Origin of the sequence: Luteimonas saliphila (assembly GCF_016774335.1) — a bacterium.
Lineage (GTDB): Bacteria > Pseudomonadota > Gammaproteobacteria > Xanthomonadales > Xanthomonadaceae > Luteimonas > Luteimonas saliphila.
On the sequence record NZ_JAETWA010000042.1, the window covers coordinates 460,342 to 485,660 of the forward strand.

Here is a 25,319-nt window from a genome sequence, read left to right on the forward strand (position 1 = left end):
GTCGACTCCGACCCCGGTTTCGACCCCGGGTCCCCTGATGACGACGTGCGCTGGTACGAACTCTCGCCGCGCGGTTTCCGCCTGCAGCGCACGCCGCTGGACGTATCCGGGCCGCTGCGTACGCATCGCGAACAGTCGCGCGCCGCCTGGATCTTCACCTCCGCCACGCTCGCGGTGGACGACTCCTTCGCCCACATCGCCACCCGGCTCGGGCTGGAGCAGCCCACGACGCTGCTCGTTCCCAGCCCGTTCCACTGGCCCTCGCAGGCGCTGTGCTACCTGCCCACGCGCATGCCGCAGCCGGCCGACCGCGACTACACCTGGGCCGTGATCGAAAGCATCCGCCCGGTGCTGCAGGCTTCCGGCGGCCGCGCCTTCGTGCTGTTCGCCTCGCACCGCGCCCTGCGCGAGGCGGCCGAGCTGCTGCGCGAGGAGGGCGAGTGGCCCTTGTTCGTCCAGGGCGAGGCGCCGCGCCACGTGCTGCTGCAGCGCTTCCGCGAGTCGGGCAACGGCGTGCTGCTGGGGGCGGCGAGTTTCCGCGAGGGCGTCGACGTGGCCGGCGCGGCGCTGAGCGTGGTGGTGGTGGACAAGCTGCCGTTCGCGGCGCCCGACGATCCGGTGTTCGAGGCGCGGCTCGACGCGATCCGCCGTGCCGGCGGCAATCCCTTCCGCGACGAGCAATTGCCGCAGGCGGTGATCGCGCTCAAGCAGGGCGTGGGCCGCCTGATCCGCACCGAGACCGATCGCGGCGTGCTGGTGCTGTGCGACCCGCGGCTGACCCAGAAATCCTACGGCGCGCTGTTCCTCGATTCGCTGCCGCCGTTCACGAGCACGCGCGACGTGCGCGACGTGCAGGCGTTCTTCCCCCAGAACCCGGTGCCGGCCGCGGACCACGCGCTGGCCGTGGCGGTTGTGGACGTGGCAGGCGAGGGCGTGGCAGGCGAGGGCGTGGCAGGCGAGGGCAAGGGTACGCCCTAGCTGGCCCGGGCAGCCGGCAGCCGGCAGGCTTCGATCATCGTCGACCTGCGTTCGGAGCCCTTGATGAGCCTCACCATCGGATCGGTTTCGACCCAGCTCGACCTGCCGCCACCGGCCGCCTGCCCCGCAGGGGCGCCGCCCGCCGGCAGTGCGCAGGAGAATGCGCAGTGGTGGAGCGGGCTGTCGGCCCAGGAGCAGTCGAACTACCTCTCCAGTTACGGTTCGCAGCTCGGCGACATGGATGGCCTGCCCGCCGAGGTGCGGCACGAGGCGAACCTGGCCGTCCTGCGGCACGATGCCGAGCATGGCGAGGACCGCCAGGCTTCGCAGGCGCTGCTCGACCGCATCGAGGCCTCGCAGTCCGGACCGGCGTCCGATCGCCTGCTGTTGCTCGGGTTCGATCCGAAGGACGGCGGATCCGACGCGCGCGCGATCGTTGCGATCAGCAATCCCGACACCGCCGACAACGTCGCGATCTTCGTGCCCGGCACGGGGACCGACGTCGGCAGCCTCGGCGGCAACATCGACCGCATGGCCGACCTGCAGGCGCAGGCGGAAACCATTCCCGGTTCGGGCGAGACTTCCACCATCGTCTGGCTCGGCTACGACGCGCCCGACCACATCCCGGCGGCGGTACTGGCCGGCTACGCCAACGACGGCGCGCCGGCGCTGCGCGACTTCACCTTCGGCCTGCGCGAAGCGCACCAGGGGCCGGAAGCGCGCGTGACCGTCATCGGCCATTCCTACGGATCCACCGTGGTCGGCACCGCCGACGCCATGGCCGGAGAAGGCCTGGCGGTCGACGACATCATCGCCATGGGCAGCCCTGGCATGGGCTACGAAGCCGAGGAACGCCGCCCGGGCTGGGGCCCCTTCCGGATCGACAGTCCGCTGGTCGACGACGTCAGCGACATGCACATCGATGCCGACCACTTCTGGGCCGGCGCCGCCAGCGACGATGTCGTGAGCTACACCGAGGTGCACGGCAACAGCCCGGTCGACTGGAGCTTCGGCGGCCAGCGCATCACCACCGAGGGCGCGTCCGGGCACAGCGACTACTGGAAGCCCGGCACCGAATCGCTGCGCAACCAGGCCTACATCCTGACCGGCAACTACGACCAGGTGGATACGGTCGGCCGCCGTTTCGGCTGATCCGCCGCCCGGCGCTATGCTGTCGGGCATGGAGACCCCACGCGACAACAGGCCCCGGCGTCTCCCCATCGCCGGCACGCTCGCGTGCCTGCTGTTCGCCGGATGCGCCGGCGCCGAGGATCCCGACACCATGCAGACGCGAACCCCGCACCAGGCCGTCACCGAATTCCTGCCGCAGGTGGAGGACGTGCTGGCCGGGCTGTCGGTGCAGCGCGAGTCGTTCGAAGTGCGTGCCAACCGCTGCGAGGGCGCGCAGGGCGAGACCCGGGACGACCTGTTCTACATCTGGGTGGGCCTGCGCGGGCTGGCCCCCGGCAACGACATCGCCGCCCAGATCGAGGCCGCGCACGCGCGCTGGCAGGCGCAGGGCTGGGAGATCACCCGCTTCCGCAAGCTCGACAGCGGCGGGGTCAACCTCACCGCCACCGACCCCGCCAGCGGCAATACCTACACCCTCGACTCGGGCTTCAAGCCGGCGCCCGACGCGTATCTCGCGGCGTTCTTCAACACCCCGTGCTTCCAGTCGCCCGAGGGCCAGGTCGCGTTCGGCGCGCTGCAGGCGCCCGCGATCTGAGCCACGCGGCTGAACTGTCGCAAGGGAGAAGTCGCGGTCAGGACTTCGGCTGGACGCCGCGTCGTTGCTCTGGCTGCGGTGGCCCGGTGGCCAGGTCCATCGAAGCCGCGCAAGTAAAGGACCGATGGGCATTCCGGATCGGGCTTGCGGAAAGCAGTGCACGTAGGTGCCGCAGCGGCGAGTCAACCATGGGTGCGCGCAGGCCGCGTGCGCTGCACTGCCACGCAGTGGCCCTGACCGAGCAGAGAGCGACTCCCGGGCGCCGCCGGGGCGCGACGTCCTTCCGAAGTCCCGAAGCGGACCCGCCATCGCGGAACAGTTTTTCTCGGCAGGGAGCAGCCACGAGCTTGCCGGCGGCTCCGCCCTCGAAGCACGTTTCGGTCAGCGTCTGCCGGCGCTTCCGCTTTGGGAGGCCGCGAGCGCTTGAGGTCCGCGCTCCGACAAATCTTGCCAGTGCTCCAGCTTCCGAGGTTCGCGTCCCGGCAAATCTCGTCGGTGTTCCGGCTGTCGAAGTCCGCGCTCAGGCAGAATTTGCCGGCGCTCCGACTTCCGATGCCCGCGTGCGGACAATTTTGCCTGTGCGCGGGCTTCCTGACCCGGCGCGGCGGCTTCTTTCCCGGCGACCCGGCCTGTTTTCCCGCTCGATGGACAAATTTTGTCCAGACGGCCCCCCCGAGGGCGGAGGCGCAGCCACGGCGCGTCGGTGGGCCCGCTACCATGACCAGATGAGACTGCTCGCCTTCGAGACCGCCACCGAAGCCTGTTCCGTCGCCGTGCTGGTGGACGACGCGGTGATCGAGCGCTTCGAGATCGCGCCGCGGCGCCATGCCGAACTGGCCTTGCCCTGGGCCGGCGAGCTGCTGGCGCAGGCCGGCGTGGCGAAATCGCAGCTCGACGCGATCGCGGTGGGCCGCGGTCCCGGCGCGTTCACCGGGGTGCGCCTGGCGGTGGCGCTGGCGCAGGGCATCGCGCTGGCGCTGGATCGCCCCGTCGTCGGGGTGTCGACGCTGGCGGCGCTGGCCGCGCGCGCGGATGGCGATCGAGTGCTCGCGGCGATCGATGCGCGCATGGGCGAGGTCTACCTCGGCGCGTTCGTGCGCGTGGACGGCGGGTTGCAGGCGCTCGGCACGGAAACCGTGGTGCGGCCGGACCAGGCCGACCTGCCGGACGACGATGGCTGGCAGGGCGTCGGCACCGGCTTCGACGCGGCCGAGGGGGCCTTGCGCACGCGCCTGGCCGGGGCGCTGGCATCGGTGGACGGAACGGCCTTGCCGCACGCGGCCGATGTCGCGCGCCTGGGGGCGCGGGCGTTCGCGCGCGGCGAGGCGATCGCGCCGGAGCGCCTGCAGCCGGCCTACCTGCGCGACGACGTGGCGCTGACCCTGGTGCAGCAGCAGGCACAGCGCGCCGCCCGCGCCTGAGCGGGAACCAATCGCCGCCGGGCGCGGTCCAGCGCAGACCACACGGGAGATGGCCATGGCGGATGCACACACGCGTCACCTCGAAGGCGGCGACCGGGCGCGCGGCTGGCTGCGCCGCGAACTGCCGCCGCTGCTGCTGACGATCGCGCTGCTGGTGGTCGCGCGCTCGTCGTTCGCCAACCACTACCACGTGCCCAGCGGCTCGATGGAGCCGACCCTGCTGCCGGGCGACCGGGTGGTCGTCGACATGAGCGCGTACGGCCTGCGCGTGCCGTTCACCGCGATCGAGCTGTTGGCGCGCGGCGAGCCCCTGCCCGGCGAGGTGGTCTTGTTCCGCTCGCCGGCGGACGGCACCCGGCTGATCAAGCGCGTGGTCGCCGTGGGCGGCCAGCGCGTGGCGCTGGTGGACGGGCGCCTGCGCATCGACGGCCAGCCGATCCAGCCCGACGGCTCGGCCGACGCCGAGCGCTTCGGCGACCGCCTCGTGCGGCTCGACCTGGCCGACGGCGGCGGACCGGACATCGCGCCGTTCACCATCCCCGATGACATGGTGCTGGTCCTGGGCGACCACCGGGGACGCAGCGCCGACGGACGCTACTTCGGCCTGGTCCCGCGGCAGGCGTTCTACGGCAAGGCGCTCGGCGTGTACTGGCGCCGCGGCGAAGGCCCGCTCTGGCAGCGGCTGTAGGGCGGGCCCTGGCCCGCCCATTCGTGTCACCGTGGACGCCCGCAATGCCGGGCAGCTCCGCGTGCCTCCGTGGTCATGCCAGTCGTCACCGCATACCCGTGGTCGTGCCAGTCGCCACCGCGGCTGCCGGTCATGCCGGTCGTCCCTGTGGGCGCCAGCACCGGCGTAGGGCAGGCCCCGGTCCGCCATCCGTCACCGTGTGCGCCCGCAGGGCGCGTCCTCTCGGCCCGCGTCCGCACCCCCGCGTGGCCACTCAATCGTCGATCAGTTCCCCGCCCGGCAGGAACTGCCAGGTGCGGGTGACGTGGAGGATGTCGATCTCCTCCTCGGTGCGTGGCAACGGCGAATAGGGCTCGGCCAGCCTGGCGATGCGCAGCGCGGCGTCGTCGAGCAGCCGGCTGCCGCTGGAGCGGATGATGTCGGCGCGCTCGACCGACCCGTCGCGGCGGATCGCCACGCTGATCACCAGTTCGCCGGACAGACGGCGCCGGCGCGCCTCGTCGGGGTAGTTGAGGTTGCCCACGCGCTGCACCCGGTCGACCCAGTCGCGCAGGTAGCTGGCATAGGCCCATTCCTGGGTGCTGGCGGAGACGAACTTGCGTTTCGGCCGCTTGGCGTAGCGTTCCGAGCGCAGGTGGATCTCGGCCGCCAGCCGCGCCATCGCCAGGTCGCGTTCCACCTTCTCGGACCCGTGTGGCAGGGCGCTTTCGTCGGCCTGCGGTCGGGCGTCGGGTGTGGGCAGCGGCACCTCGCCGCGCTGGCTGGCGACCACCCGCGCCTGCGGGGGCGGCTGCGCGCTGGGCGACTGCGCGCGCATCTCGATCGGCGCCACGCCCGGTTCGGCCTGCGCCACCAGCCCGGCCTGGTCGTCGCGTGGGCGGGTGCTGCGCTCGTGCTCGCCACCGCCCTGGTTGCTGGCCTGGGCGAGGAAATCCGCCTGCTTCTGCGTCAGCGGGCTGGTGGTTTCGGTCAGGATCACGTCCAGCGTCGGCAGCAGCGGCGCCGCGTCGTCCAGGGCGAAGCCCACGCCCAGCACCAGCATCCCGTGCAGCAGCAGCGACAGCACCAGGGTGGCGCTGAGGCGTTCGCGTTCGCCGATGCGCGGCGGGGCGGGGGGCAGGGCGAGGGTGGACATCGTGCGGCTCAGCGACCGGCGCTCATCGGTCGGGGCCGGCTTCGATCGCGTCGAACAGCATGCCCGCGATGTTGATCCCGAACTGCGCATCGAGCTCGCGGATGCAGGTCGGGCTGGTGACGTTGACCTCGGTCAGCCAGTCGCCGATCACGTCGAGGCCGACGAAGCGCATGCCGCGCCGTTGCACCTCCGGACCGACCTGGCCGGCGATCCAGCGGTCGCGCTCGCTCAGCGGCCGGCCTTCGCCGCGGCCGCCGGCGGCGAGGTTGCCGCGGAACTCGTCGCCCTGCGGGATCCGCGCCAGGCACCAGTCCACCGGCTCGCCGTCGATCAGCAGGATGCGCTTGTCGCCGTCGACGATCTCGGGCAGGTAGCGTTGCGCCATCGCCAGGTGGCGGCCGCCGTCGGTCAGCGTTTCCAGGATCACGTTGAGGTTGGCGTCGCCCGCCCTGGCACGGAAGATCGAACGCCCGCCCATCCCGTCCAGCGGCTTGAGCACCGCGTCGCCGTGTTCGGCGACGAAGGCCTTGAGCGTGGCGGCGTCGCGCGCCACCACCGTGGGCGGGCAGCACTGCGGGAACTCGAGTGCGGCGAGTTTCTCGTTCATGTCGCGCAGGCCGCGCGGATCGTTGACCACCTGCGCGCCCTGACGCTGCGCGGCCCCCAGGATCAGGGTGTCGTGCAGATAATCCGCGTCCACCGGCGGGTCGCGACGCATCAGCACGAGGTCGCCCGCCTCCAGCGCACGCTGTGACGGTTGTCCCAGTTCGAACCAGCCTGCCGGATCGTCGCGCACGCGCAGCGGCGCCAGCCGCGCCCGCGCCACGCCATGATCCATGCCAAGCCCGCCCGGCAGCACGTAGTGCAGCGCATGGCCGCGCCGCTGCGCTTCCAGCAGCATCGCGAAGGTCGAATCCTTGGCGATCCGGATCGACTCGATCGGATCCATGACGACCACGACATTCAGGGGCATGTGAACCACCAGTGGCACTTTCTGACAAATGTTAGCAGCCGGCGTACGTCACTTTCGTCCGTGGCGGCCACGACTTGCGCAAACTTCTTCATGGACGCTTGACAGTGCCGCACGAGGCTGGAATATACGGCGATCGCGGCAATGCGGGCATCGGCCCTGCATTGCGTGCCGGGGGAACCGAAGAAATGACCCAAGACGACAGCCGCGCCGCCAGTCTCGATGGGCTGCGGGTGATGGTGATCGACGACTCGAAGACCATCCGCCGCACCGCCGAGACCCTGCTCAAGCGCGAGGGCGCCGAGGTGGTGACCGCCGTCGACGGCTTCGAGGCGCTCGCCAAGATCGCCGACCAGAAACCGCAGATCATCTTCGTGGACATCATGATGCCGCGCCTGGACGGCTACCAGACCTGCGCGCTGATCAAGAACAACCAGATGTTCAAGAGCACGCCGGTGATCATGCTGTCCTCCAAGGACGGCCTGTTCGACAAGGCGCGCGGCCGCATCGTCGGCTCCGAGCAGTACGTCACCAAGCCATTCACGCGCGAGGAACTCCTCGACGCGATCCGTACCCATGTCAAGGCGTAAAGGGGAGTCGCCGTGGCCCGTATCCTGATCATCGAGGACTCGCCGACCGACACGGCGGTGCTCACCCAGCTGCTCGAACGCCATGGCCACGAGGTGCTGGCATCGACCAGCGCCGAGGACGGCATCGAGGTGTGCAAGCGTGAGAAGCCCGCCCTGGTGCTGATGGACGTCGTGCTCCCGGGCATGAACGGCTTCCAGGCCACGCGTGCGCTGGGACGCGACGCCGACACCAAGCACATCCCGGTGCTGATCGTGAGCACCAAGGGCATGGAGACGGACCAGGCCTGGGGCATGCGCCAGGGCGCCAAGGGCTACCTGGTCAAGCCACCGCGGGAAGAGGTGCTCATCGGCGAGATCGACCGGCTGCTGGGGGCGGCGGGATGACCCAGCATCGCGACCCGTTCGCGATGCTGCTCGAGTTCGAGCAGCGCAGCCTCGCGCACGTCGCGGGCCTGCCGGAGCAGTTCGACGCGCCTGGCCTGTGGCGCGGCATCGGCTACCGCCTCGGCGAGCGCCGCCTCGCCTCCGCATTCGACGACGTGCTGGAAATCGTGCCGATGCCGCCGGTCACGCCCGTGCCGGGGGCGCAGGCGTGGATGCTCGGCGTAGGCAACGTCCGCGGCAACCTGCTGCCCATCGTCGATCTCAAGCAGTTCCTCGAGGGCGAGCGTACGGTGCTGCACGAGACCCAGCGGGTGCTGATCGTGCGTCAGCCCGACGGCGACGTCGCGGTGACCATCGACGAACTCTTCGGCCAGCGCAGCTTCCACGACGAACAGCAGGTGGAGCCCGATGGGGTCGCCGAAGGGCGCTACGCGCACTTCGTCGAACGGGCCTATCGCCTCGCCGACCAGACATGGGGCGTGTTCAGCCTGAGCCGGCTGGCACGGACACCGGAATTCAGACAAGCCGCGGCCTGACGGTCGCGTCCAGCAAGACAAAGCAGGGGCAGGGGTAAGCGCATGAGCACAGTAGTCGATACGATCGCCGGCAAGGGGCGCGGACTGGGGAGCAATTTCTGGATCGCGGCGCTGGTCGCCACGCTCGTGATCTTCGGCGCCAACACCGGCTACGCCGGCTGGAAGGCGGCACGCCTGGGCGGCGCGAGCACCGCGGCCTCGAGCCTGCAGGTGAACTCGCAGCGGCTGGCCAACCAGGGCCGGGAAGCGGTGGCCGGCGACGCCGACTCGTTCGGGGCGTTCAAGGAAACCAAGGCGCAGATCGACCGCGACGTGCAGCAGCTCAACGCCAACTTCGGCGAAACGGCCGGCGTGGCCGGCCCGATCCAGACGGTCACCGCCACCTGGACGCCGCTGGCCGCCAGCGCCGAGCAGGTCGCCGCGAGCGAGCAGGCGGTGAGCGGCTTCGCCGCGAACGCCACCCGCTTCAACCAGGCGGTACCGCAACTGCAGGCGCAGCTCGACGAACTGGTGCGCGCGATGTCCTCGAGCGGTTCGCCCGCCTCGCAGGTCTACATCGCCCTGCGCCAGAACGTGCTCGCGGGCAACATGGCGCGCCGCGTCGCGGAGATCCAGGCGGGCGGCGCAGGCGCCTCGATCGCGGGCGACGCCCTGGCGCGCGACGTCGGCGTGTTCGAGCAGGTGCTCGAAGGCCTGCGCGCGGGCGACGAGGCGATGAACGTGCAGCCGCTGACCAACGGCGGCGCGGTCGCGGCGCTGACCCAGGCCGGCACGCGCTGGACCGCGATGAAGCAGGACCTGGACGCGATCATCGCCAGCGCGCCGGCGCTGTTCCAGGCGCAGGCCGCCTCGGCCGCGCTGACCACCGGCTCGGACAAGCTGCTGTCCGACAGCCAGGACCTGTTCTCAGCGTTCACCGCCTTCGGCTCGCTCAAGGACACCAGCGTCCTGGGCAACGTCTGGATCAGCATCATCAGCGGCCTGCTCGCGCTGGTCTCGCTGGCCGGCCTGCTCTGGTCGCTCAACCGCGCGCAGCGCAAGCGCTACGAAGACACCATGGAGCTCAACAACCGCAACCAGGAGGCGATCATGCGCCTGCTGGACGAGATCGGCGCGCTCGCCGAGAACGACCTGACGGTGAAGGCGACCGTGACCGAGGACATGACCGGCGCCATCGCCGACTCGATCAACTTCGCGGTCGAGAACCTGCGCGACCTGGTGGGCACGATCAACGACACCTCGGCGCAGGTGGCATCGAGCGCGCAGGAGACGCAGGCCACCGCCATGCACCTGGCCGAGGCCGCCGAGCACCAGGCGCAGGAGATCAACTCCGCCTCCAGCCGCATCAACGAGATCGCCTCGAGCATCGACCAGGTCTCGAAGAACTCCGCCGAATCGGCGGACGTGGCGCAGCGCTCGGTGCAGATCGCGACCAAGGGCGCGGGCGTGGTGCGCGAGACGATCGCCGGCATGGACTCGATCCGCGACCAGATCCAGGAGACCTCCAAGCGCATCAAGCGCCTGGGCGAAAGCTCGCAGGAAATCGGCTCGATCGTGGAACTGATCAACGACATCTCCGAGCAGACCAACATCCTCGCGCTCAACGCAGCCATCCAGGCGGCGTCCGCCGGCGAGGCGGGCCGCGGCTTCGCGGTGGTGGCCGACGAAGTGCAGCGACTGGCCGAACGCGCGTCCAACGCGACCAAGCGCATCGAGACGCTGGTGCAGACCATCCAGTCGGACACCAACGAGGCGGTCAGCTCGATGGAACAGACGACCTCGGAAGTGGTGGCCGGTGCACGCCTGGCGGAGGACGCCGGTACCGCGCTGGGCGAGATCGAGAACGTGTCGAGCAACCTCGCCGGCCTGATTCTCGGCATCTCCACGGCAGCCAAGCAGCAGTCGGCGGCGGCGACCAACATCACCGAGACCATGAACACGATCCAGTCGATCACCGCGCAGACCTCGCAGGGCGCGAACCAGACGGCGCAGTCGATCGGAAACCTCGCGCAGCTGGCCGCCAACCTGCGTCGTTCGGTCGCCGACTTCAAGCTGCCGGCCTGAGCACGGAGCCCGGGACCCGGATGAACGCGACGACGACCTGTCGCAGGCGGATGCACGCCGGCACGAGCGGGGGCGGGCGATGACAGCGCTGCGCGAAGCCCTCGAACACACCGCGCTCGGCTGGATCAAGCCCGAGCTCGACGAAACGCTGCGCCTGGCGAAGGCCGAACTCGAGGACTACGTCGAGGATTCCGCCGACGTCGGCCGGATGCGGCTGTGCGCGGGCTACCTGCACCAGGTGCAGGGCACGCTGCGCATGGTCGAGCTGTATGCCCCGGCGATGGTGGCCGAGGAGATGGAGCAGGTCGCGCAGGCGCTGCACGCCGGCACGATCGCCGAACGGGACGCCGCCTGCAGCACGCTGCTGCGCGGGATCGTGCTGCTCCCGGATTACCTCGAGCGCCTGCAGAGCGGCCACCGCGACATCCCGATCGTGCTGCTGCCGCTGCTCAACGAACTGCGCGCCGCGCGCGGCGAGAGCGGGCTCAGCGAGAGCGTGCTGTTCTCGCCCGACCTGGAGCGTCCGCTGCCCGGTGCGATCCCGGGCGGGGCGGAAGCCCCCGCATCGAACGACGATGTCCAGCCGCTGCTGGAGGCGCTGCGTCAGGCCGTCTCCGATTGGCAGGACGGCGGCGCCCCGGCTTCGCTGGCGCTGGCGGTCGACGCGCTGCTGCCCCAGGTGCGGCAGGTGCCGGTACGACGCATGCTGTGGGTCGCTTCGAACGTGGCCCGCGCGCTCGCGGACGGCGCCCTGCCTGCTTCGCCGGGCCTGCGCAAGGTGTTCGTCGGCGTCGAACGCGAGGTACGTCGCAGCCTGCTCGACAACGACGGCTTCGCCGAAGTGCGCGGCGAGGCGGCGCAGGAGCCCACGCGGCAACTGCTCTACCATGTCGCCCACCACGAGGACGGCGGCCACGCCGCGCTGCAGGAGCTCAAGCGGGTCTTCGAGCTCGACGCGGCGCTGCCCACGCAGTCGGAGCTGGAACACGCGCGCGGCAGCATCAGCGGGCGCAACCGCGCCCTGCTCGATACCGTGTCCGCGGCGGTGAAGGACGACCTGCTGCACGTCAAGGATGCGCTCGACCTGCACCTGCGCACCGGCGCCAGCGACCTGACCTCGCTGCAGCCGCACGCGGAAACGCTGGCCCGTGTCGCCGATACGCTCGGCATGCTCGGGCTCGGCGTCGCGCGCAAGGTGGTGCAGCAGCAGCGCGACGCGATGCAGGCGATCCTCGACGGAACAGTCGCCGCGAACGAGGACGCGCTGCTCGATGTCGCCGGCGCGCTGCTGTACGTCGACGCCACCCTGGACGACCAGGTGGCGCGTCTGGGTTCCGCCGAACAGGCGGGCGGCGACGCCGAGAACGAACTGTTCGCCGGGGAAACCCGGCAGGTGGTCGACACCATCGTGCGCGAGGCGATCGCCAATTTCGTTCAGGCGCGCCAGGCGCTGGTGGCCTTCGTCGAGACCAGCTGGCAGCACGAACAGCTGTCCGAGGTGCCGCGCCTGCTCGACGAGGTGTCGGGCGCGCTGCGGATGATGGAACTGGCGGCGCCCGCCGATTACCTGCTCGCGGTCAGCCGCTACACCGAGTACGAACTCATCAGCCGCCAGCGCGTGCCCAACGGCCGCCAGCTGGACACGCTGGCCGACGCGCTCGCCAGCCTCGAGTACTACCTCGAGGCGCTGCGCGAACAGCGCGGCAACCGCGACGAGATCCTCGACATCGCCCGCAACAGCCTGGAGTCCTTGGGCTACTGGCCGTTGCCCGAGCAGCGTGAGAAGCCGCAGGCAGCCGTCGTGCAGGCTCCGCCGGTCGAACCGATGCCGGTCGAGTCGCCGACGATGGTTGAAGCCGCCGCGCCGCTCGTCGAGACGGCGGTCCGGCCCACCGGGCCGATCGTCGGCGGGTTCGAAAGCGTCGGCGAGGAGATCGACGAGGAGATCCGGGAGGTCTTCCTCGAGGAGTTCGCCGAGGAGATCGACAATCTCGACGGACTGCTGCCGCAATGGCGCGCGGCGCCGCAGGACATGGAAAAGCTGCGGCCGATCCGGCGCGTATTCCATACCCTGAAGGGCAGCGGGCGCCTGGTCGGTGCGCGCATGCTCGGAGAGTTCAGCTGGAAGGTCGAGAACATGCTCAACCGCGTGCTCGACGGATCGCGTCCGCCGAGCCCGGCGGTGATCGCGATGGTCGATCGCGCGTTCTACACGCTGCCCGAGCTGCAGTCCGCGCTGCGCGGCGACAGCAGCCTGACGACCGACCTGCAGCCGCTGCAGGAGGCCGCCGAGCGGATCGCAGGTGGCGATGAAGGCATGCCGCCCGAGGTCTTGGCGCCCGCCGCGCCGCTGCCCGCGGACGCGCCGACGCGGCTCGGCGTCGAACTCGCCGAAGCCGGCGAGCGGCTGACGACCATCCCGGCGAAGATCGACGCACTGTTGCTGGAGATCCTGGACGCGGAGGTCGAGGGACACCTGCAGACGGTCGACGCATGGCTGGCGCGGGCGCGTGACGGCGATCCCCGGGGCAGCGATGCGCTGCTGCGGGCGTTGCACACCATGAACGGCGCGTTCGCGATGACCGAAGTCCCGGTCATCAACAGCGTGCTCGGGCCGGCGGAGCACTACGCGCGCCGCTTGCTGGCCTCGCACGAGATCGCGACGACCGAAGGTATTGCCGCGCTCGCGGAACTGTCGGGCGTGGTGCGCGACACCGTCGAGACGCTGAAGCAGGCGGCGCCCGCCCTCGCGACCCAGGATGCGCTGGCGTCCCGGCTCGCTGCCCTGCGCGACAGCTTGCCCGAGGCGTCCAGTGGACTGGCTGCGCTGGTGGATGCGCAGGGCCTGGAAGAGGCCGCTTCGTTCCCGGAGGTGCCGGTCCCGGCCGACGAGGTCGCGCTGACCACGGAAGACCTGAGCGCCTACGGCGGACTCATCGACGCAGGCCTTCCGGAAGGCGGTGGCGATGCCGAGACCGAAAGCCTGGAAGCCGAGCGTCTCGAAGCCGAACGTCTCGAAGCCGAACGTCTCGAGGCCGAACGTCTCGAAGCCGAACGTCTCGAAGCCGAACGTCTCGAAGCCGAACGTCTCGAGGCCGAACGTCTCGAAGCCGAGCGTCTCGAAGCCGAGCGTCACGAAGCCGAACGTCTCGAAGCCGAGCGTCTCGAAGCCGAGCGTCACGAGTCCGAACGTCTCGAAGCCGAGCGTCTCGAGTCCGAGCGTCTCGAAGCCGAGCGTCTCGAAGCCGAGCGTGTCGAAGCGGAGCGTCTCGAAGCTGAGCGTCTCGAAGCCGAGCGTCTCGAGTCCGAGCGTCTCGAAGCCGAACGTCTCGAAGCCGAACGTCTCGAAGCCGAGCGTCTCGAGGCCGAGCGTCTCGAGTCCGAACGTCTCGAGTCCGAACGTCTCGAGTCCGAACGTCTCGAAGCCGAGCGTCTCGAAGCCGAGCGTCACGAGTCCGAACGTCTCGAAGCCGAGCGTGTCGAAGCGGAACGCCTCGAAGCCGAACGCCTCGAAGCCGAGCGCCTCGACGCCGAGCGTCTCGAAGCGGAACGTCTCGAAGCGGAACGTCTCGAATCCGAGACGCCCGGAACGGAGGCTGTCGAAGCCGGGCGCCTCGAAGCCGAACGTGACGAAGCCGAGCGCCTCGAATCCCAGGCGGACGCCGAACCGGAGACACCTGCGGCGGACGAAGCGGACGCGGATACGGATACACCGGTCGATACCGCCGTGGCCGCGCTGCTCGCGCGCGTGCTGGCCAACGACGATCCAGACGAGGCGTTCGACACGTCCAGGATCGATACCGAACTGCTCGACATCTTCATCGAGGAAAGCGGCGACCTGCTCGACCATGCGGACGGGCTGCTGGCGCAACTGCGGCAGTCCCCGGACGCACGCGAGCCGCTGATCGGACTGCAGCGAGACCTGCACACGATCAAGGGCGGCGCGCGCATGGCCGGCGTGTTCACCATCGGCGAACTCGGCCACGCGATGGAATCGCTGCTCGAGGCGGTGGTCGAACAGCGCTGCGAGCTCGACCGCAGCGGCATCGGTCTGCTCGAGGGCGGCTTCGATCGCCTGCACGCCATGGTCACGCGCATCGCCGACCGGCGTGCAATCGCCATGCCGCAGGCGCTGATCGATGCCTTCAATGCGCTCGCCCGCGGCCGCCCGTTGCTGTCGGAGGAAGACGTCGCTGCCGATGCTGCGCCCGAACTGCCGAAGGTGGAGCTGGCCCCGCTGTCCGGGCCGATCACCGACGGCGGCGGCGAGGAGGACGCCGCCATCCGCGCACCGCAGGAACAGGTGCGCATCCGCGCCGACCTGCTCGACCGCCTGGTCAACTACGCCGGCGAGGTTGCGATCTATCGCGCACGCCTGGAGCAGCAGCTGGGCGCGTTCCGCGCCGCGATGAACGAGATGGAGCAGACCAACGCGCGCCTGCGCGACCAGCTGCGCCGCCTCGACATCGAGACCGAGGCGCAGATCATCGCCCGGTTCCAGCGCGAGGGCGACGCCGGCGACGTCACGTTCGATCCGCTCGAACTAGACCGCTTTTCGACCCTGCAGCAGCTCTCGCGCGCGCTGGGCGAATCGGCGGCGGACATGACCAGCCTGCAGCAGACGCTGGACGACCTGACCCGCCAGTACGAAACCCTGCTGCTGCAGCAGTCGCGGGTCAGCTCCGAGCTGCAGGAAGGCCTCATGCGCACGCGCATGGTGCCGTTCGATGCGCTGGTGCCGCGCCTGCGCCGCGTGTTGCGGCAGGCGGCGTCGGATACCGGCAAGCAGGTCCAGCTCAGGCTGGATGGCAGCCAGGGCGAGCTCGACCGCAACGTGCTCGAGCGCATGACCGCGCCGCTGGAACACATGCTCCGCAACGCGGTGGCGCACGGCATCGAATCACCGGAGGCGCGTCGCAAGGCGAAGAAGCCGGAGGAAGGCACGGTCCGCATCGCGGTCCGCCGCGAAGGGTCCGAAGTCGTGCTGGAGGTGGGCGACGACGGGTCCGGCCTGGATCGCGGCGCGATCCGGCGCCGCGCCGAGGAGCGCGGGCTGATCCGCGAGGGTGTGGCGCTCACCGACGGCGATCTGGATGCGCTGATCTTCGAGCCCGGGTTCTCCACTGCGGACGAGGTGAGCCGCCTGGCGGGCCGTGGCGTCGGCATGGACGTGGTCGCCAGCGAAGTCCGCCAGCTCGGCGGCTCGCTCGACATCGACACCCGGCGCCAGCAGGGCACCACGTTCACCCTGCGCCTGCCGCAGACGCTCGCGGTCACGCAGGCGGTGTTCGTGCGTATCGGCGAAACCCAGTTCGCGGTGCCGATCGCCTCGGTCCGTGGCGTCGGCCGGATCGAACGCGATCGCCTCGGCAAGCAAGAGGCGGCGTACGGCTACGGCGGCGAGGACTATGCGTTGCACGACCTCGGCCTGCTGGTCGGGCAGGGTGCGGCGAAGGCCGAAGGCCACCTGCAGATGCCGCTGCTGCTGATCCGCTCGGGCGAACTGCGCGCCGCGGTGGCGGTCGACGAGATCATCGGCAGCCGCGAGATCGTGGTGAAGCCGGTCGGGCCGCAGGTGGCGTCGATCCCGGGCATCTTCGGCGCGACCATCATGGGCGACGGCAGCGTCGTGGTGATCCTCGACGTCGCACCGCTGGCCCGCCGCCATGCGGTGCTGCCGCGCGAGGCCGCACCGGCAACGTTTGCCGAGCAACGCCCGGTGCCCCTGGTGATGGTGGTCGACGACTCGGTCACCATGCGCAAGGTCACCGGCCGCGTGCTGGAACGGCACAACTTCGAGGTGATCACCGCCAAGGACGGGCTCGACGCGCTGGAGCGGATGGACGAGCGCGTGCCCGACCTGATGCTGCTCGACATCGAGATGCCGCGGATGGACGGCTACGAGCTGGCCAAGCACATGAAGGCCGATCCGCGCCTGCGCGACGTGCTGATCATGATGATCACCTCGAGGACCGGCGAAAAGCACCGTCAGCGCGCGTTCGACCTCGGCGTGGATCGTTATCTCGGCAAGCCCTACCAGGAGCCCGAGTTGATGCGCAACGTCAACGAACTGCTGAAGGTGCCGCATGGCCGCGACTGAGGCCACGCCGCGCGTGGCCCTGCTGGCGCGCGCCGGCGAGGCCTGCGAGCGGATCAGCGGCGCGCTGCGCGAGGCCGGCGCCGAAGTGGTGCTGGTGGCCGACCCGCTGCAGGCCGATCCCGAGCAGATCCGGCACGCGACGCCGCAGGCGATCCTGGTGGCGCTGGATCCCGCCATCGAGGATGCGATCGAGCTGTATGCGGACGTGCTCGCCGACCCGGGCTACATGGTGATCTTCGAGGAAGCCGACCAGGCCGCGCAGCGCACCGGCTGGGACGCGGCGCGCTGGCTGCGCCATCTGACGGCGAAACTGCACCGCCACCACGACGTACTGCCCGCGGGTGCGGAGGCGGAGGAAGACCTGCACCCGACGCCGGGTCCGTTGTCGCCGACAAGGCCGCCGGTGGATTTCGCGAACGCGATCGTCGCATTCACCGACGAGGCGCAGCAGCATGCCGACGAGGTGCCGAGCGACAGCGGGCTGGAAGGCCTGTCGGGTCTCGCGGCCGTCTCCGCGTCCGACGAAATGGCGCACGCACCGGTCGCGGACGAGGTAGCGGGCGACTGGCCCCTGGCCGGCGAGGAACCCGTCGCCCCGATCGCCGCGCACGCGCAGGACGCCGCCGATGACGGCGCGACGCCCGGGGATTCCGACCTGGGCCTGGCGCTGCTCGGGCATTCCGGAGACGGCACGGATGCCGCCGTGCCGGACGAAGACCTGGACTACGATCCCGAACGCTTCAGCCGTGCCGGCCGGGCCGGCGACGTGCCGGCGGGGATCGAGGAATTCCTCGCTGCGCAGGCAACGCGGACGCCCGCGGAGGACGATGACGGCGGGCCGGCAGTCGCGGCGGAGATGCCCGCGGCGGATCCCCCCGCGGAAGCACCGGTGGCGCAGGCAGCGCCGTCGGGCCTGAGCCTGGTGGAAGACGACGCTGCCGCTTCCATCGCGCCGGCGGGTCGGGCGCCGGCGTTCGACCTCGATGCGCTGGGTACCGGCCTGTCGCTGGCCGATCCAGACAGCTACGGCCACGGCCCGGTGCGGGGCGCGGTCCTGATCGAAGCCGGGCTCGGTGGACCGGACGCCGTGCGCCAGTTGCTCGCGGCGATCCCGGCGGACTTCTCGAAGCCGATCCTGATCCGGTTGCCGCTGGAAGGCGGGCGCTACGACCGCCTGGTCAAGCAGATGACCCGCGCCACATCGGCACCGGTGGCCGTGGCCGACGCGGGCCAGGCGCTGCAGCCGGGCAGTGTCTACTTCGTGCCGCCCGGCCTCGGTCTCAGGCTGACGGGGTCGGCCTGGACGTTCGAGGCGTCCGAGCCGTTCGAGCCCGCGACCGTGCTGCCCGCTCACGACAGTGCGGTGCTGTTCCTCAGCGGCGCCGACGCCGCGCTGGTGCCCGCCGTCACCGGCGACCGCTGGAGCGGCGGCCTGGTACTCGGGCAGACCCCGGACGAAGGTTGCTACGAACCGGCCGCCACCCGGGCAGCGATCGCCGCGGGTGCGCCGCATGGAACACCGGCCGCGCTGGCGGCGATGCTGCTGGACCGCTGGCCCGTCGCCGGGGTCCGGCCCGACCCTGATGCGAACGGGATGCTGCTGCCATGAATACGGCCACCACCACGGACGTCCGCGCGGTGCTGATCCAGACCGAGGCGGCGCGCCTGCTGCTGCCGAACGCCTCCATTTCCGAGGTGCTCTCTTATGCCGAGCCCGACCCGGTCGAGAATGCGCCGGACTGGCTGCTGGGCACCATCCGCTGGCGCGGCTGGCGCCTGCCGCTGGTCGCGTTCGCGCCGCTGAGCGGTCAGGGCGCGGAGCGGGGCGGGCTGGGGCACAAGGTGATCGTGCTCAAGGCGCTGGGCGGACAGGCGACCATGCCGTACTTCGCCCTGCTGACCAAGGGCTTCCCGCGCCTGGTGACGGTCTCGCGCGACCGCCTGGCGACGGCCGAGGGCGGTGATGCCGCCGGCACCGGCGTGCGTGCCCACGTCGTCTTCAACGACGAACCCGCGCTGATCCCGGACATCGACGGGATCGAGCAGGCGTTGCGGCAGGCGCTCGCGGCGTAGGCTCCGCGGGCCCGTCAATCGGCCCGCCGCAAGTCGCGGAGGGCGGGCCAGGCCCGCCGGAATACGGCTGATCGACGCATCTGCGCACCGGCACGACGCGCCGGTCCGGGCCTTCGATCGGATGAGGACGCGGTATCAGCCGCGAAGATCGCCGTACAGCGCCTGCAGGGCCGCGATCGCCGCGAGTCCCGCGGTCTCGGTGCGCAGCACCCGCGGACCCAGGCGCAACCCCTCGAATCCTGCCGCGTACAGTCGCTGCCGGTCGCGCGGCGACCAGCCCCCCTCGGGCCCGATCGCGATCACGACGGGTCCGGCCGCCTCGCCCGCGGCGGCGGCCGCCAGGGTCGACAGCCCTAGCGCGCCCATCGGGTCGAGGACCAGCCTGCACGGCGTGTCGCCGGCCTGGATCGCGGCACTTGCGATGTCCAGCGGATCGCACACCTGGGGAAGACGCGCGCGGCCGCACTGCGCGCAGGCCGAGGACACGATGCCGCGCCAGTGGGCGACCCGCTTCGTCATGCGCGCGCCGTCGAGGCGGACCTCGGTGCGGTCCGCGTCCACCGGCACGATCCGCGCCACGCCAAGTTCGGTCGCCTTCTGCAGGATCAGGTCCATCTTCTCGCCGCGCGCGATGCCCTGCAGCAGGGTGACCCGCAGCGGCGATTCGTTGTCGACCGCCTGCGCGCCGTGGATCTCGACCAGCGTGTCGCGCTTGCCGGAGGCGGTGATGCGCGCGGCGTAGTCGTGGCCGTCGCCGTTGAAGAGCACGCATTCGTCGCCCTCGCGCAGGCGCAGCACCCGCACCAGGTGCGCCGCGGCCTCCGCGGGCAGCGTGATGCGAGCGCCGACGGCGAGCGCGACATCGACGTAGGTGCGGATCACGCGCATCGCGCCATCCTCCGCCGGGCCCGGCCCGAGGCGGGCAGGCGTCGACGACGCGCCTCGGGAGCCTTGGCGGCCTTCTGGCGCACCATGACGCCCGCAGGTGCCGGCGAGGTGGGCCGGGTCGCGTCGTTCACGTCGTGGCCTCGACGATCGCGTCGGCGGTCGCGTCGGCGAGCAGCCCGAGCTGCGCCTCGTCGATGCAGTAGGGCGGCATCCAGTACAGCACGTCGCCCAGCGGACGCAGCAGGACGCCGCGGGCGAGCGCGGCGCGATAGGCGCGCAGGCCGATGCGCGCGGACGGGTCGAACGGCCTGCGCCGGTCGCCGTCGCGGGCGAGTTCGAACGCCACGATCATGCCGGTCTGGCGCACGTCGGCGACATGCCCGATCCGGCCGATGGGTGCGGCCAGCGCCTGCATCGTCGAGGCGGTGGCGCGGTTGCGGGCGAGCACGTCGTCGCTGGCGAAGATGGCGAGCGACGCCAGCGCCGCAGCGCAGGCCAGCGGGTTGCCGGTGTAGCTGTGCGAGTGCAGGAACGCGCGCTCGCGCGAGTCGTCGAGAAAGCCGTCGTAGATCGTCTGCGTCGCGAGTACCGCGGCCAGCGGCAGGAAGCCGCCGGTCAGGCCCTTGGACAGGCACAGCAGGTCGGGCTGAACGCCCCCCTTGCCGCCGACGCGAGCCTCGGCAGGGGCCTGTTCGCAGGCGAACATCGTGCCGGTGCGGCCGAAGCCGACCGCGATCTCGTCGGCGATGAGGAAGATGCCGTGCACGTCGCACAGCTCGCGCACCCGGCGCAGGTAGGCCGGGTGGTGCATGCGCATGCCGCCGGCGCACTGCACCAGCGGTTCCAGCACCAGCGCGCAGATCTCGCCGGCGTGTTCGTCGAGCAGGTGCGCCAGCGCGTCGGCCGCGTCCTCGGCGCAGCCCGCAGCGCCCTGGCCGTCGCGGGCGAGGTAGGCATCGGGCGAGGGCGCGAAGATCGCCTGCATCAGCAGCGGCGCGTAGATGCGCCTGTACAGCGGGATGTCGCTGACCGAGAGCGCGCCGATGGTTTCGCCGTGGTAGCCGTTCTGCAGCGCCACGAACTTCGTGCGCCGCGGTTCGTCGTCGCGGTTGCGGAACCAGTGGAACGCCATCTTCAGCGCGACCTCGATCCCGGCCGAGCCGTTGTCGGCATAGAACACCTTGGCCAACGGATCTCGCCCCGGTTCGCGCGGGGCGATCTCCAGCAACCGTTCGGCCAGTTCCACCGCCGGGGGGTGCGAGCATCCGGCGAGGATCACCTGCTCCAGCGTGCGCGCCTGGCGGGCGATGGCATCGGCGATGCGCGGCTCGGCGTGGCCGTGCAGGTTGGTCCACCAACTGCTCACCGCATCGAGCGTGCGGCTGCCGTCGTGCCCCACCAGCCAGGCGCCTTCGCCGCGCGCCACCGGCAGCAGCGGCAGCACGTCCGGGTGCTCGCGCATCTGCGTGCAGGGATGCCAGAGCACGGCGAGGTCGCGCGAACGCCAGCGCCCGGCCTCGTCTAGAATGGCGTCATCGTGATTCGACATGCCCCCATTATCGCCCGTGGCCCGTCCGGGGCGGTGCCGTGACGCGCCGCCTGCCGACGATCCACGGCATCACCGAGCACGACGCCGGCCCGTACCGCATGGAACGGCTGGATCTGGAGTTCAGCAACGGCGAGCGCCGCCAGTTCGAACGCCTGCGCGGCCGCGGCCACGGCGCCGTCGCGGTGGTACCGATGCTCGACGCCGGGACCGTGCTGCTGGTGCGCGAATACGCCGCCGGCCTGCACCGCTACGAACTGGGCCTGGTCAAGGGCCGCATCGATACGGGCGAGACGCCGCTGCAGGCCGCGGACCGCGAGCTCAAGGAGGAGGCGGGGTATGGCGCGCGCCGGCTCGACGTGGTGCGCACGCTGTCGCTGGCGCCGGTGTACATGAGCCACGAGACCACCGTCGTGCTGGCCCGCGATCTGTACCCCGAGCGCCTGCCGGGCGACGAGCCGGAGGAACTGGAAGTCGTGCCCTGGCCGCTGGCATCGATCGGCGAACTGGCCCTGCGCGAGGACTTCTCGGAAGGCCGTTCGATCGCCGCCCTGTTCGCTGCGCGCGAGTACATGGAACGGACCGCCGGTGCCTGACTTCGTCACCATCCAGGCGCTGCGCGAGGACGTGCTGGCGATCGCGCAGGAGGCGGCCGCGTCGATCCTGGAAGTCTACGAACGCGACTTCGACGTCACCCGCAAGGACGATGCGAGCCCGCTGACCGACGCGGACCTCGCAGCCCACCACCGCATCGTCGCCGGACTTTCGCGGCTCACCCCGGACATTCCGGTGCTGTCGGAGGAATCGACGCACGCCGTGCCGGCGGAGATCCGCCGGCGCTGGCCCTGCCTGTGGCTGGTCGACCCGCTGGACGGCACCCGCGAGTTCGTCAAGCGCAACGGCGAGTTCACCGTGAACATCGCCCTCATCGACCATGGCGTGTCGGTGTTCGGCGTGATCCAGGCGCCGGTGACCGGCGTGCTGTGGCATGGCGCACCCGGGCACGGCGCGTTCCGTCGGGACGCCAGCGGCGAGAACGCGATTCGCGTGCGCCGGCCGGCGCATGCGCCGCTGCGCGTGGCCGCCAGCCGCTCGCATCGCGATCCGCGCACCGAGGCGCTGATGGTGCGGATGGGCGCGGTCGAGCCCGTCGGCCTGGGTTCGTCGCTCAAGTTCTGCCGGCTCGCCGAAGGCGGCATGGACGTGTATCCGCGCTTCGGACCGACCAGCGAGTGGGACACCGGCGCCGGCCAGGCGATCCTCGAGGGCGCCGGTGGCGCGCTGCTCGATCCGCGCGGCCGGCCGTTCCGCTACAACCAGCGCGACACCCTGCTCAACGGCGACTTCGTCGCGCTCGGCGATCCCGCGCTGCCTTGGCGCGACTGGCTCTAGCCGCCACCACGACGCGCAACCACGAGCGCATGGCCGCGACCGACGACCAAGACATCCAGCGCCTGCTCGGGATCATGGCGCGCCTGCGCACGCCGGGAAGCGGGTGCCCCTGGGATCTCGAGCAGGACTTCTCGACCATCGCCCCGTACACGATCGAGGAGGCCTACGAAGTGGCCGATGCGATCGATCGCGGCGATCTGCCGGCATTGAAGGACGAACTGGGCGACCTGCTGCTGCAGGTGGTGTTCCATGCGCGGATGGCGGAAGAGCAGGCGGCGTTCGCGTTCGGCGACGTGGTCGCCGCGATCTGCGACAAGATGGTGCGCCGGCATCCGCACGTGTTCGCGGATGCACGGGTCGCGAATGCGAATGCGCAGACCGCCAGCTGGGAACAGATCAAGCGTGCCGAGCGCGCCGCGGCGGGCGCGCAGGACGAGGATTCGGCGCTGGCCGGCGTCTCGCGCGGCGTGCCCGAATGGCAGCGCGCGGTGAAGCTCCAGGACCGGGCGGCGCGCGTGGGCTTCGACTGGCCGGACCCCGCGCCGGTGATCGACAAGCTGCGCGAGGAGATCGAGGAAGTCCGCACCGAGTTCGCGGCGGTGGCGGCCGACCCGGGCGATGCCGATGCACGAACACGGCTGCAGGAAGAACTGGGCGACCTGCTGTTCGTCGCCGCCAACCTGGCGCGGCATGCGAAGGTCGACGTCGGTAGCGCGCTGCGCGGGGCCAACGCCAAGTTCGAGCGGCGCTTCCGCGCGATGGAAGCGATGGCGCGGGACGATGGCGTGCGCCTGCAGGATCTGTCGCTGGTGGAACAGGAGCGCTACTGGGAGCGGGCCAAGCGCTCGACCTGACAGCGCCCCCGGGCGTGCCGGTCCGGACCGGCGGCGCTCCCACCGGCGTTCCGACCTGGAATCCAGTATGCCCGTGTGCCTCCGGCTCGGCGTCGACCGCCGGCGCGGTTGTGCACGGCCGCGAGCGGCTTCATCATCCCCCCGGCAACCGCCGAGGGAGGACGAACATGCGCCGTTTCGCCAGCTTCCGCGAGTTCTATCCGTTCTACCTGGAAGAACACGGCAACCGCACCTCGCGACGGCTGCACTTCGTCGGCAGTTGCGGCGCGCTCGCATTCGTCGCGCTGGCGATCGTCCAGCGCAACGCGTGGTGGCTGCTGGCCGCGCTGGTGTGCGGCTACGCCTTCGCCTGGGTCGGGCACTTCTTCTTCGAGAAGAACCGCCCCGCCACGTTCAAGCACCCGTTCTATTCGTTCGCCGGCGACTGGGTGATGTTCAAGGACATCCTCAGCGGCAGGATCCGGTTCTGACACTGGCGCCCGCGTCATCCCGACGCAACCTCGAGCGCCTTCAGGCGCGACCACGGGCCAACGGAACCCGGCGCCACGAGACGCTGCAACGGGTCGCGCCTGAAGGCGCTCCTACGGCTTGGCCCGCGCGTACGCCCTGTAGGAGCGCCTTCAGGCGCGACCTCGATCCGCAGCACCCGAAGCGGAATGAGGGCGAGGCAAGCCCGGCATCCGTCGCGTTCGCCGCGGCCGACCATGCACCCGCCCGCGCGGAACGCCACCTGCGTCGATGCCTGTGCCGCGCGCGGCCGGTGATGGGTGACTCTCTGTGTCGCGCCCGCTATTCGAGGAAGATCAGCCACGCCGCCGCCACGATCATCGCGAACCCCGCCCAGTGGTTCCACTTCAGCGGCTGTCCCAGGTACCACGCCGAAAAACCGGCGAACACCAGCAGGGTGATGACCTCCTGCATGCCCTTGAGCTGCGGCGCCGAATAGAACGCCGCGCCCATGCGGTTGGCCGGCACCATCAGGCAGTACTCGAAGAACGCGATGCCCCAGCTGACCAGGATCACCGTCACAAGGGGGGTGGCCTTGTACTTGAGATGGCCGTACCAGGCGAAGGTCATGAAGACGTTGGAACCGATCAGCAGCAGGATCGGGAGCAGGCGGTCGAAGGCGGGCATGGCGGGACTCGCGGGTCCGGGGCGTCGTGGGAGGGAGGTCGCGACGATGCGGCATCTTCACGGCCCTTGTACAGCTGGACTGGCACGCTTTCACAAAGCTGAAGGCACCCTTAGAGGATCACATATGCGTGCAGGGCAGGAAACCGGCGGTCTCGTCCTGATCGTCGAGGACAATCGCAACATCTCCGAAATGGTGGGCGAGTATCTGGAAGGGCGTGGATTCGAGGTCGACTACGCGTCGGACGGGCTCGATGGCTACCGGCTGGCGGTGGAGAACAGCTACGACGTGATCGTGCTGGACCTCATGCTGCCGCGCCTCGACGGGGTGGAGGTCTGCAAGCGCCTGCGCTCGGAAGCGCGCAAGTCGACCCCGGTGCTGATGCTGACCGCGCGCGACACCCTGGACGAGAAGCTCACCGGCCTGTCCTCCGGCGCCGACGACTACCTGACCAAACCGTTCGCGATCCAGGAGCTCGAGGCGCGGCTGCGCGCGCTCATCCGCCGCGAACGCCGGCAGGTGGGGTCGGAAGTGCTGAAGGTCGCCGACCTGGTGCTCGACCCGGCCAGCATGCGCGCGACCCGCGGCGGCACCGAACTGCAGCTCTCGCCGATCGGGATGAAGCTGCTCACCATCCTGATGCGCGAGTCGCCGCGGGTGGTGAACCGGCAGGAGATCGAGCGCGAGATCTGGGGCAACGGCCTGCCCGATTCGGACACCCTGCGCAGCCATCTGTACAACCTGCGCAAGATCATCGACAAGCCGTTCGACAAACCGCTGCTGCACACCGTGCAGAGCGCCGGTTACCGGATCGCCGACATCGACCAGTCGCCGGCCTGATC

At 70.7% G+C, this 25,319-nt stretch carries 22 protein-coding genes and 2 pseudogenes; 18 read left to right on the forward strand and 6 right to left on the reverse strand.

From position 1 onward, the window contains the following. The 5 genes from JMO03_RS21200 to lepB form a co-directional block, all read left to right on the forward strand. A partial coding sequence (locus tag JMO03_RS21200; protein WP_238346185.1) for an ATP-dependent DNA helicase occupies positions 1 to 978 on the forward strand: 978 nt, incomplete at its 5' end. Between the two features lie 63 nt (positions 979 to 1,041). Next, the gene (locus tag JMO03_RS14595) at positions 1,042 to 2,130 is read left to right on the forward strand and encodes an alpha/beta hydrolase (RefSeq protein ID WP_202844446.1); all 1,089 of its coding nucleotides are present in this window, start codon (positions 1,042 to 1,044) and stop codon (positions 2,128 to 2,130) included. A 28-nt stretch (positions 2,131 to 2,158) separates the two neighbouring features. Beyond that, entirely contained in the window at positions 2,159 to 2,704 is a 546-nt protein-coding gene (locus tag JMO03_RS14600; RefSeq protein ID WP_202844447.1) for a hypothetical protein, read from the forward strand. Between the two features lie 725 nt (positions 2,705 to 3,429). Beyond that, on the forward strand, positions 3,430 to 4,125 hold the full coding sequence (gene tsaB, locus JMO03_RS14605) for a tRNA (adenosine(37)-N6)-threonylcarbamoyltransferase complex dimerization subunit type 1 TsaB (RefSeq protein ID WP_202844448.1): 696 nt from the start codon (positions 3,430 to 3,432) through the stop codon (positions 4,123 to 4,125). Positions 4,126 to 4,174: 49 nt separating this feature from the next. Further along, entirely contained in the window at positions 4,175 to 4,813 is a 639-nt protein-coding gene (gene lepB, locus JMO03_RS14610; protein ID WP_202844449.1) for a signal peptidase I, read from the forward strand. 253 nt (positions 4,814 to 5,066) lie between these two features. Here the strand turns inward: lepB and JMO03_RS14615 are convergent, their stop codons facing one another. Further along, positions 5,067 to 5,948 (reverse strand): energy transducer TonB, encoded by an 882-nt coding sequence (locus tag JMO03_RS14615; RefSeq protein WP_202844450.1) that lies wholly within the window; start codon positions 5,946 to 5,948, stop codon positions 5,067 to 5,069. A gap of 22 nt (positions 5,949 to 5,970) precedes the next feature. Further along, positions 5,971 to 6,921 (reverse strand): glutathione synthase, encoded by a 951-nt coding sequence (gene gshB, locus JMO03_RS14620; protein ID WP_202844451.1) that lies wholly within the window; start codon positions 6,919 to 6,921, stop codon positions 5,971 to 5,973. A 185-nt stretch (positions 6,922 to 7,106) separates the two neighbouring features. On the opposite strand from gshB, the gene pilG reads away from it, so the two are divergent. From pilG to JMO03_RS21705, 5 genes and pseudogenes are all read left to right on the forward strand, one after another. Beyond that, positions 7,107 to 7,508, forward strand: coding sequence for a twitching motility response regulator PilG (gene pilG / locus JMO03_RS14625; RefSeq protein WP_149104800.1), 402 nt, complete (start codon positions 7,107 to 7,109; stop codon positions 7,506 to 7,508). 12 nt (positions 7,509 to 7,520) lie between these two features. Beyond that, a complete protein-coding gene (locus tag JMO03_RS14630; protein ID WP_202844452.1) occupies positions 7,521 to 7,892 on the forward strand; it encodes a response regulator in 372 nt (123 codons plus the stop codon). After that, positions 7,889 to 8,428 carry a chemotaxis protein CheW gene (locus JMO03_RS14635; protein ID WP_202844453.1) on the forward strand — a complete coding sequence of 180 codons (540 nt, stop codon included), beginning with the start codon at positions 7,889 to 7,891 and terminating at the stop codon, positions 8,426 to 8,428. The genes JMO03_RS14630 and JMO03_RS14635 overlap by 4 nt, the downstream gene beginning before the upstream one ends. Positions 8,429 to 8,470: 42 nt before the next feature. Continuing rightward, on the forward strand, positions 8,471 to 10,492 hold the full coding sequence (locus tag JMO03_RS14640; protein ID WP_202844454.1) for a methyl-accepting chemotaxis protein: 2,022 nt from the start codon (positions 8,471 to 8,473) through the stop codon (positions 10,490 to 10,492). Between the two features lie 295 nt (positions 10,493 to 10,787). Beyond that, positions 10,788 to 12,695 (forward strand): annotated as a pseudogene (locus JMO03_RS21705) (FimL-related protein); the annotation flags it as partial. A gap of 730 nt (positions 12,696 to 13,425) precedes the next feature. Here the strand turns inward: JMO03_RS21705 and JMO03_RS21660 are convergent. Further along, positions 13,426 to 14,205 carry a pentapeptide repeat-containing protein gene (locus JMO03_RS21660; protein WP_425491857.1) on the reverse strand — a complete coding sequence of 260 codons (780 nt, stop codon included), beginning with the start codon at positions 14,203 to 14,205 and terminating at the stop codon, positions 13,426 to 13,428. A 101-nt stretch (positions 14,206 to 14,306) separates the two neighbouring features. Between JMO03_RS21660 and JMO03_RS21665 the strand changes: the two are divergent. The 3 genes and pseudogenes from JMO03_RS21665 to JMO03_RS14655 all read left to right on the forward strand — a co-directional run. Beyond that, positions 14,307 to 16,592, forward strand: a pseudogene (locus JMO03_RS21665) (response regulator); the annotation flags it as partial. After that, positions 16,579 to 18,201 (forward strand): chemotaxis protein CheB, encoded by a 1,623-nt coding sequence (locus tag JMO03_RS14650; protein WP_202844456.1) that lies wholly within the window; start codon positions 16,579 to 16,581, stop codon positions 18,199 to 18,201. The pseudogene JMO03_RS21665 and the gene JMO03_RS14650, both read left to right, overlap by 14 nt. After that, positions 18,198 to 18,665 (forward strand): chemotaxis protein CheW, encoded by a 468-nt coding sequence (locus tag JMO03_RS14655; RefSeq protein ID WP_202844457.1) that lies wholly within the window; start codon positions 18,198 to 18,200, stop codon positions 18,663 to 18,665. Before JMO03_RS14650 ends, JMO03_RS14655 begins: the two co-directional genes overlap by 4 nt. A gap of 135 nt (positions 18,666 to 18,800) precedes the next feature. Here JMO03_RS14655 and JMO03_RS14660 read toward each other — a convergent pair whose 3' ends face one another. Together JMO03_RS14660 and bioA are read right to left on the reverse strand one after the other, a co-directional pair. Then, entirely contained in the window at positions 18,801 to 19,553 is a 753-nt protein-coding gene (locus JMO03_RS14660) for a 16S rRNA (uracil(1498)-N(3))-methyltransferase (protein WP_202844458.1), read from the reverse strand. 127 nt (positions 19,554 to 19,680) lie between these two features. Next, positions 19,681 to 21,102: an adenosylmethionine--8-amino-7-oxononanoate transaminase gene (bioA, locus tag JMO03_RS14665; RefSeq protein ID WP_202844459.1), complete on the reverse strand. Its 1,422-nt coding sequence runs from the start codon at positions 21,100 to 21,102 to the stop codon at positions 19,681 to 19,683. A gap of 38 nt (positions 21,103 to 21,140) precedes the next feature. On the opposite strand from bioA, the gene nudE reads away from it, so the two are divergent. The 4 genes from nudE to JMO03_RS14685 all read left to right on the forward strand — a co-directional run bounded on the left by nudE (position 21,141) and on the right by JMO03_RS14685 (position 23,815). After that, complete coding sequence (gene nudE, locus JMO03_RS14670) at positions 21,141 to 21,695, forward strand: ADP compounds hydrolase NudE (protein ID WP_202844460.1); 555 nt, start codon at positions 21,141 to 21,143, stop codon at positions 21,693 to 21,695. Then, a complete protein-coding gene (cysQ, locus tag JMO03_RS14675; RefSeq protein ID WP_202844461.1) occupies positions 21,688 to 22,491 on the forward strand; it encodes a 3'(2'),5'-bisphosphate nucleotidase CysQ in 804 nt (267 codons plus the stop codon). The genes nudE and cysQ overlap by 8 nt, the downstream gene beginning before the upstream one ends. A 29-nt stretch (positions 22,492 to 22,520) precedes the next feature. Further along, on the forward strand, positions 22,521 to 23,345 hold the full coding sequence (gene mazG, locus JMO03_RS14680) for a nucleoside triphosphate pyrophosphohydrolase (protein ID WP_202844462.1): 825 nt from the start codon (positions 22,521 to 22,523) through the stop codon (positions 23,343 to 23,345). A gap of 167 nt (positions 23,346 to 23,512) precedes the next feature. Next, complete coding sequence (locus JMO03_RS14685; protein ID WP_202844463.1) at positions 23,513 to 23,815, forward strand: Mpo1-like protein; 303 nt, start codon at positions 23,513 to 23,515, stop codon at positions 23,813 to 23,815. A 319-nt stretch (positions 23,816 to 24,134) separates the two neighbouring features. Here JMO03_RS14685 and JMO03_RS14690 read toward each other — a convergent pair whose 3' ends face one another. Further along, positions 24,135 to 24,479, reverse strand: a complete 345-nt coding sequence (locus tag JMO03_RS14690) for a DMT family protein (RefSeq protein ID WP_202844464.1) — start codon at positions 24,477 to 24,479, stop codon at positions 24,135 to 24,137. A gap of 124 nt (positions 24,480 to 24,603) precedes the next feature. Here JMO03_RS14690 and JMO03_RS14695 point away from each other — a divergent pair, with 124 nt between their 5' ends. Continuing rightward, on the forward strand, positions 24,604 to 25,317 hold the full coding sequence (locus tag JMO03_RS14695; RefSeq protein WP_149104813.1) for a response regulator transcription factor: 714 nt from the start codon (positions 24,604 to 24,606) through the stop codon (positions 25,315 to 25,317). Positions 25,318 to 25,319: the final 2 nt, after the last annotated feature.

What these genes read in the sequence shown, in the direction of transcription:
- JMO03_RS14595 (WP_202844446.1), top strand. Translation starts at nt 1,042, where the DNA reads ATGAGCCTCACCATCGGATCGGTTTCGACCCAGCTCGACCTGCCGCCA.
- JMO03_RS14600 (WP_202844447.1), top strand. Translation starts at nt 2,159, where the DNA reads ATGGAGACCCCACGCGACAACAGGCCCCGGCGTCTCCCCATCGCCGGC.
- tsaB (WP_202844448.1), top strand. Translation starts at nt 3,430, where the DNA reads ATGAGACTGCTCGCCTTCGAGACCGCCACCGAAGCCTGTTCCGTCGCC.
- lepB (WP_202844449.1), top strand. Translation starts at nt 4,175, where the DNA reads ATGGCCATGGCGGATGCACACACGCGTCACCTCGAAGGCGGCGACCGG.
- JMO03_RS14615 (WP_202844450.1), bottom strand. Translation starts at nt 5,948, where the DNA reads ATGTCCACCCTCGCCCTGCCCCCCGCCCCGCCGCGCATCGGCGAACGC.
- gshB (WP_202844451.1), bottom strand. Translation starts at nt 6,921, where the DNA reads ATGCCCCTGAATGTCGTGGTCGTCATGGATCCGATCGAGTCGATCCGG.
- pilG (WP_149104800.1), top strand. Translation starts at nt 7,107, where the DNA reads ATGACCCAAGACGACAGCCGCGCCGCCAGTCTCGATGGGCTGCGGGTG.
- JMO03_RS14635 (WP_202844453.1), top strand. Translation starts at nt 7,889, where the DNA reads ATGACCCAGCATCGCGACCCGTTCGCGATGCTGCTCGAGTTCGAGCAG.
- JMO03_RS14640 (WP_202844454.1), top strand. Translation starts at nt 8,471, where the DNA reads ATGAGCACAGTAGTCGATACGATCGCCGGCAAGGGGCGCGGACTGGGG.
- JMO03_RS14650 (WP_202844456.1), top strand. Translation starts at nt 16,579, where the DNA reads ATGGCCGCGACTGAGGCCACGCCGCGCGTGGCCCTGCTGGCGCGCGCC.
- JMO03_RS14655 (WP_202844457.1), top strand. Translation starts at nt 18,198, where the DNA reads ATGAATACGGCCACCACCACGGACGTCCGCGCGGTGCTGATCCAGACC.
- JMO03_RS14660 (WP_202844458.1), bottom strand. Translation starts at nt 19,553, where the DNA reads ATGCGCGTGATCCGCACCTACGTCGATGTCGCGCTCGCCGTCGGCGCT.
- bioA (WP_202844459.1), bottom strand. Translation starts at nt 21,102, where the DNA reads ATGTCGAATCACGATGACGCCATTCTAGACGAGGCCGGGCGCTGGCGT.
- mazG (WP_202844462.1), top strand. Translation starts at nt 22,521, where the DNA reads ATGGCCGCGACCGACGACCAAGACATCCAGCGCCTGCTCGGGATCATG.
- JMO03_RS14685 (WP_202844463.1), top strand. Translation starts at nt 23,513, where the DNA reads ATGCGCCGTTTCGCCAGCTTCCGCGAGTTCTATCCGTTCTACCTGGAA.
- JMO03_RS14690 (WP_202844464.1), bottom strand. Translation starts at nt 24,479, where the DNA reads ATGCCCGCCTTCGACCGCCTGCTCCCGATCCTGCTGCTGATCGGTTCC.
- JMO03_RS14695 (WP_149104813.1), top strand. Translation starts at nt 24,604, where the DNA reads ATGCGTGCAGGGCAGGAAACCGGCGGTCTCGTCCTGATCGTCGAGGAC.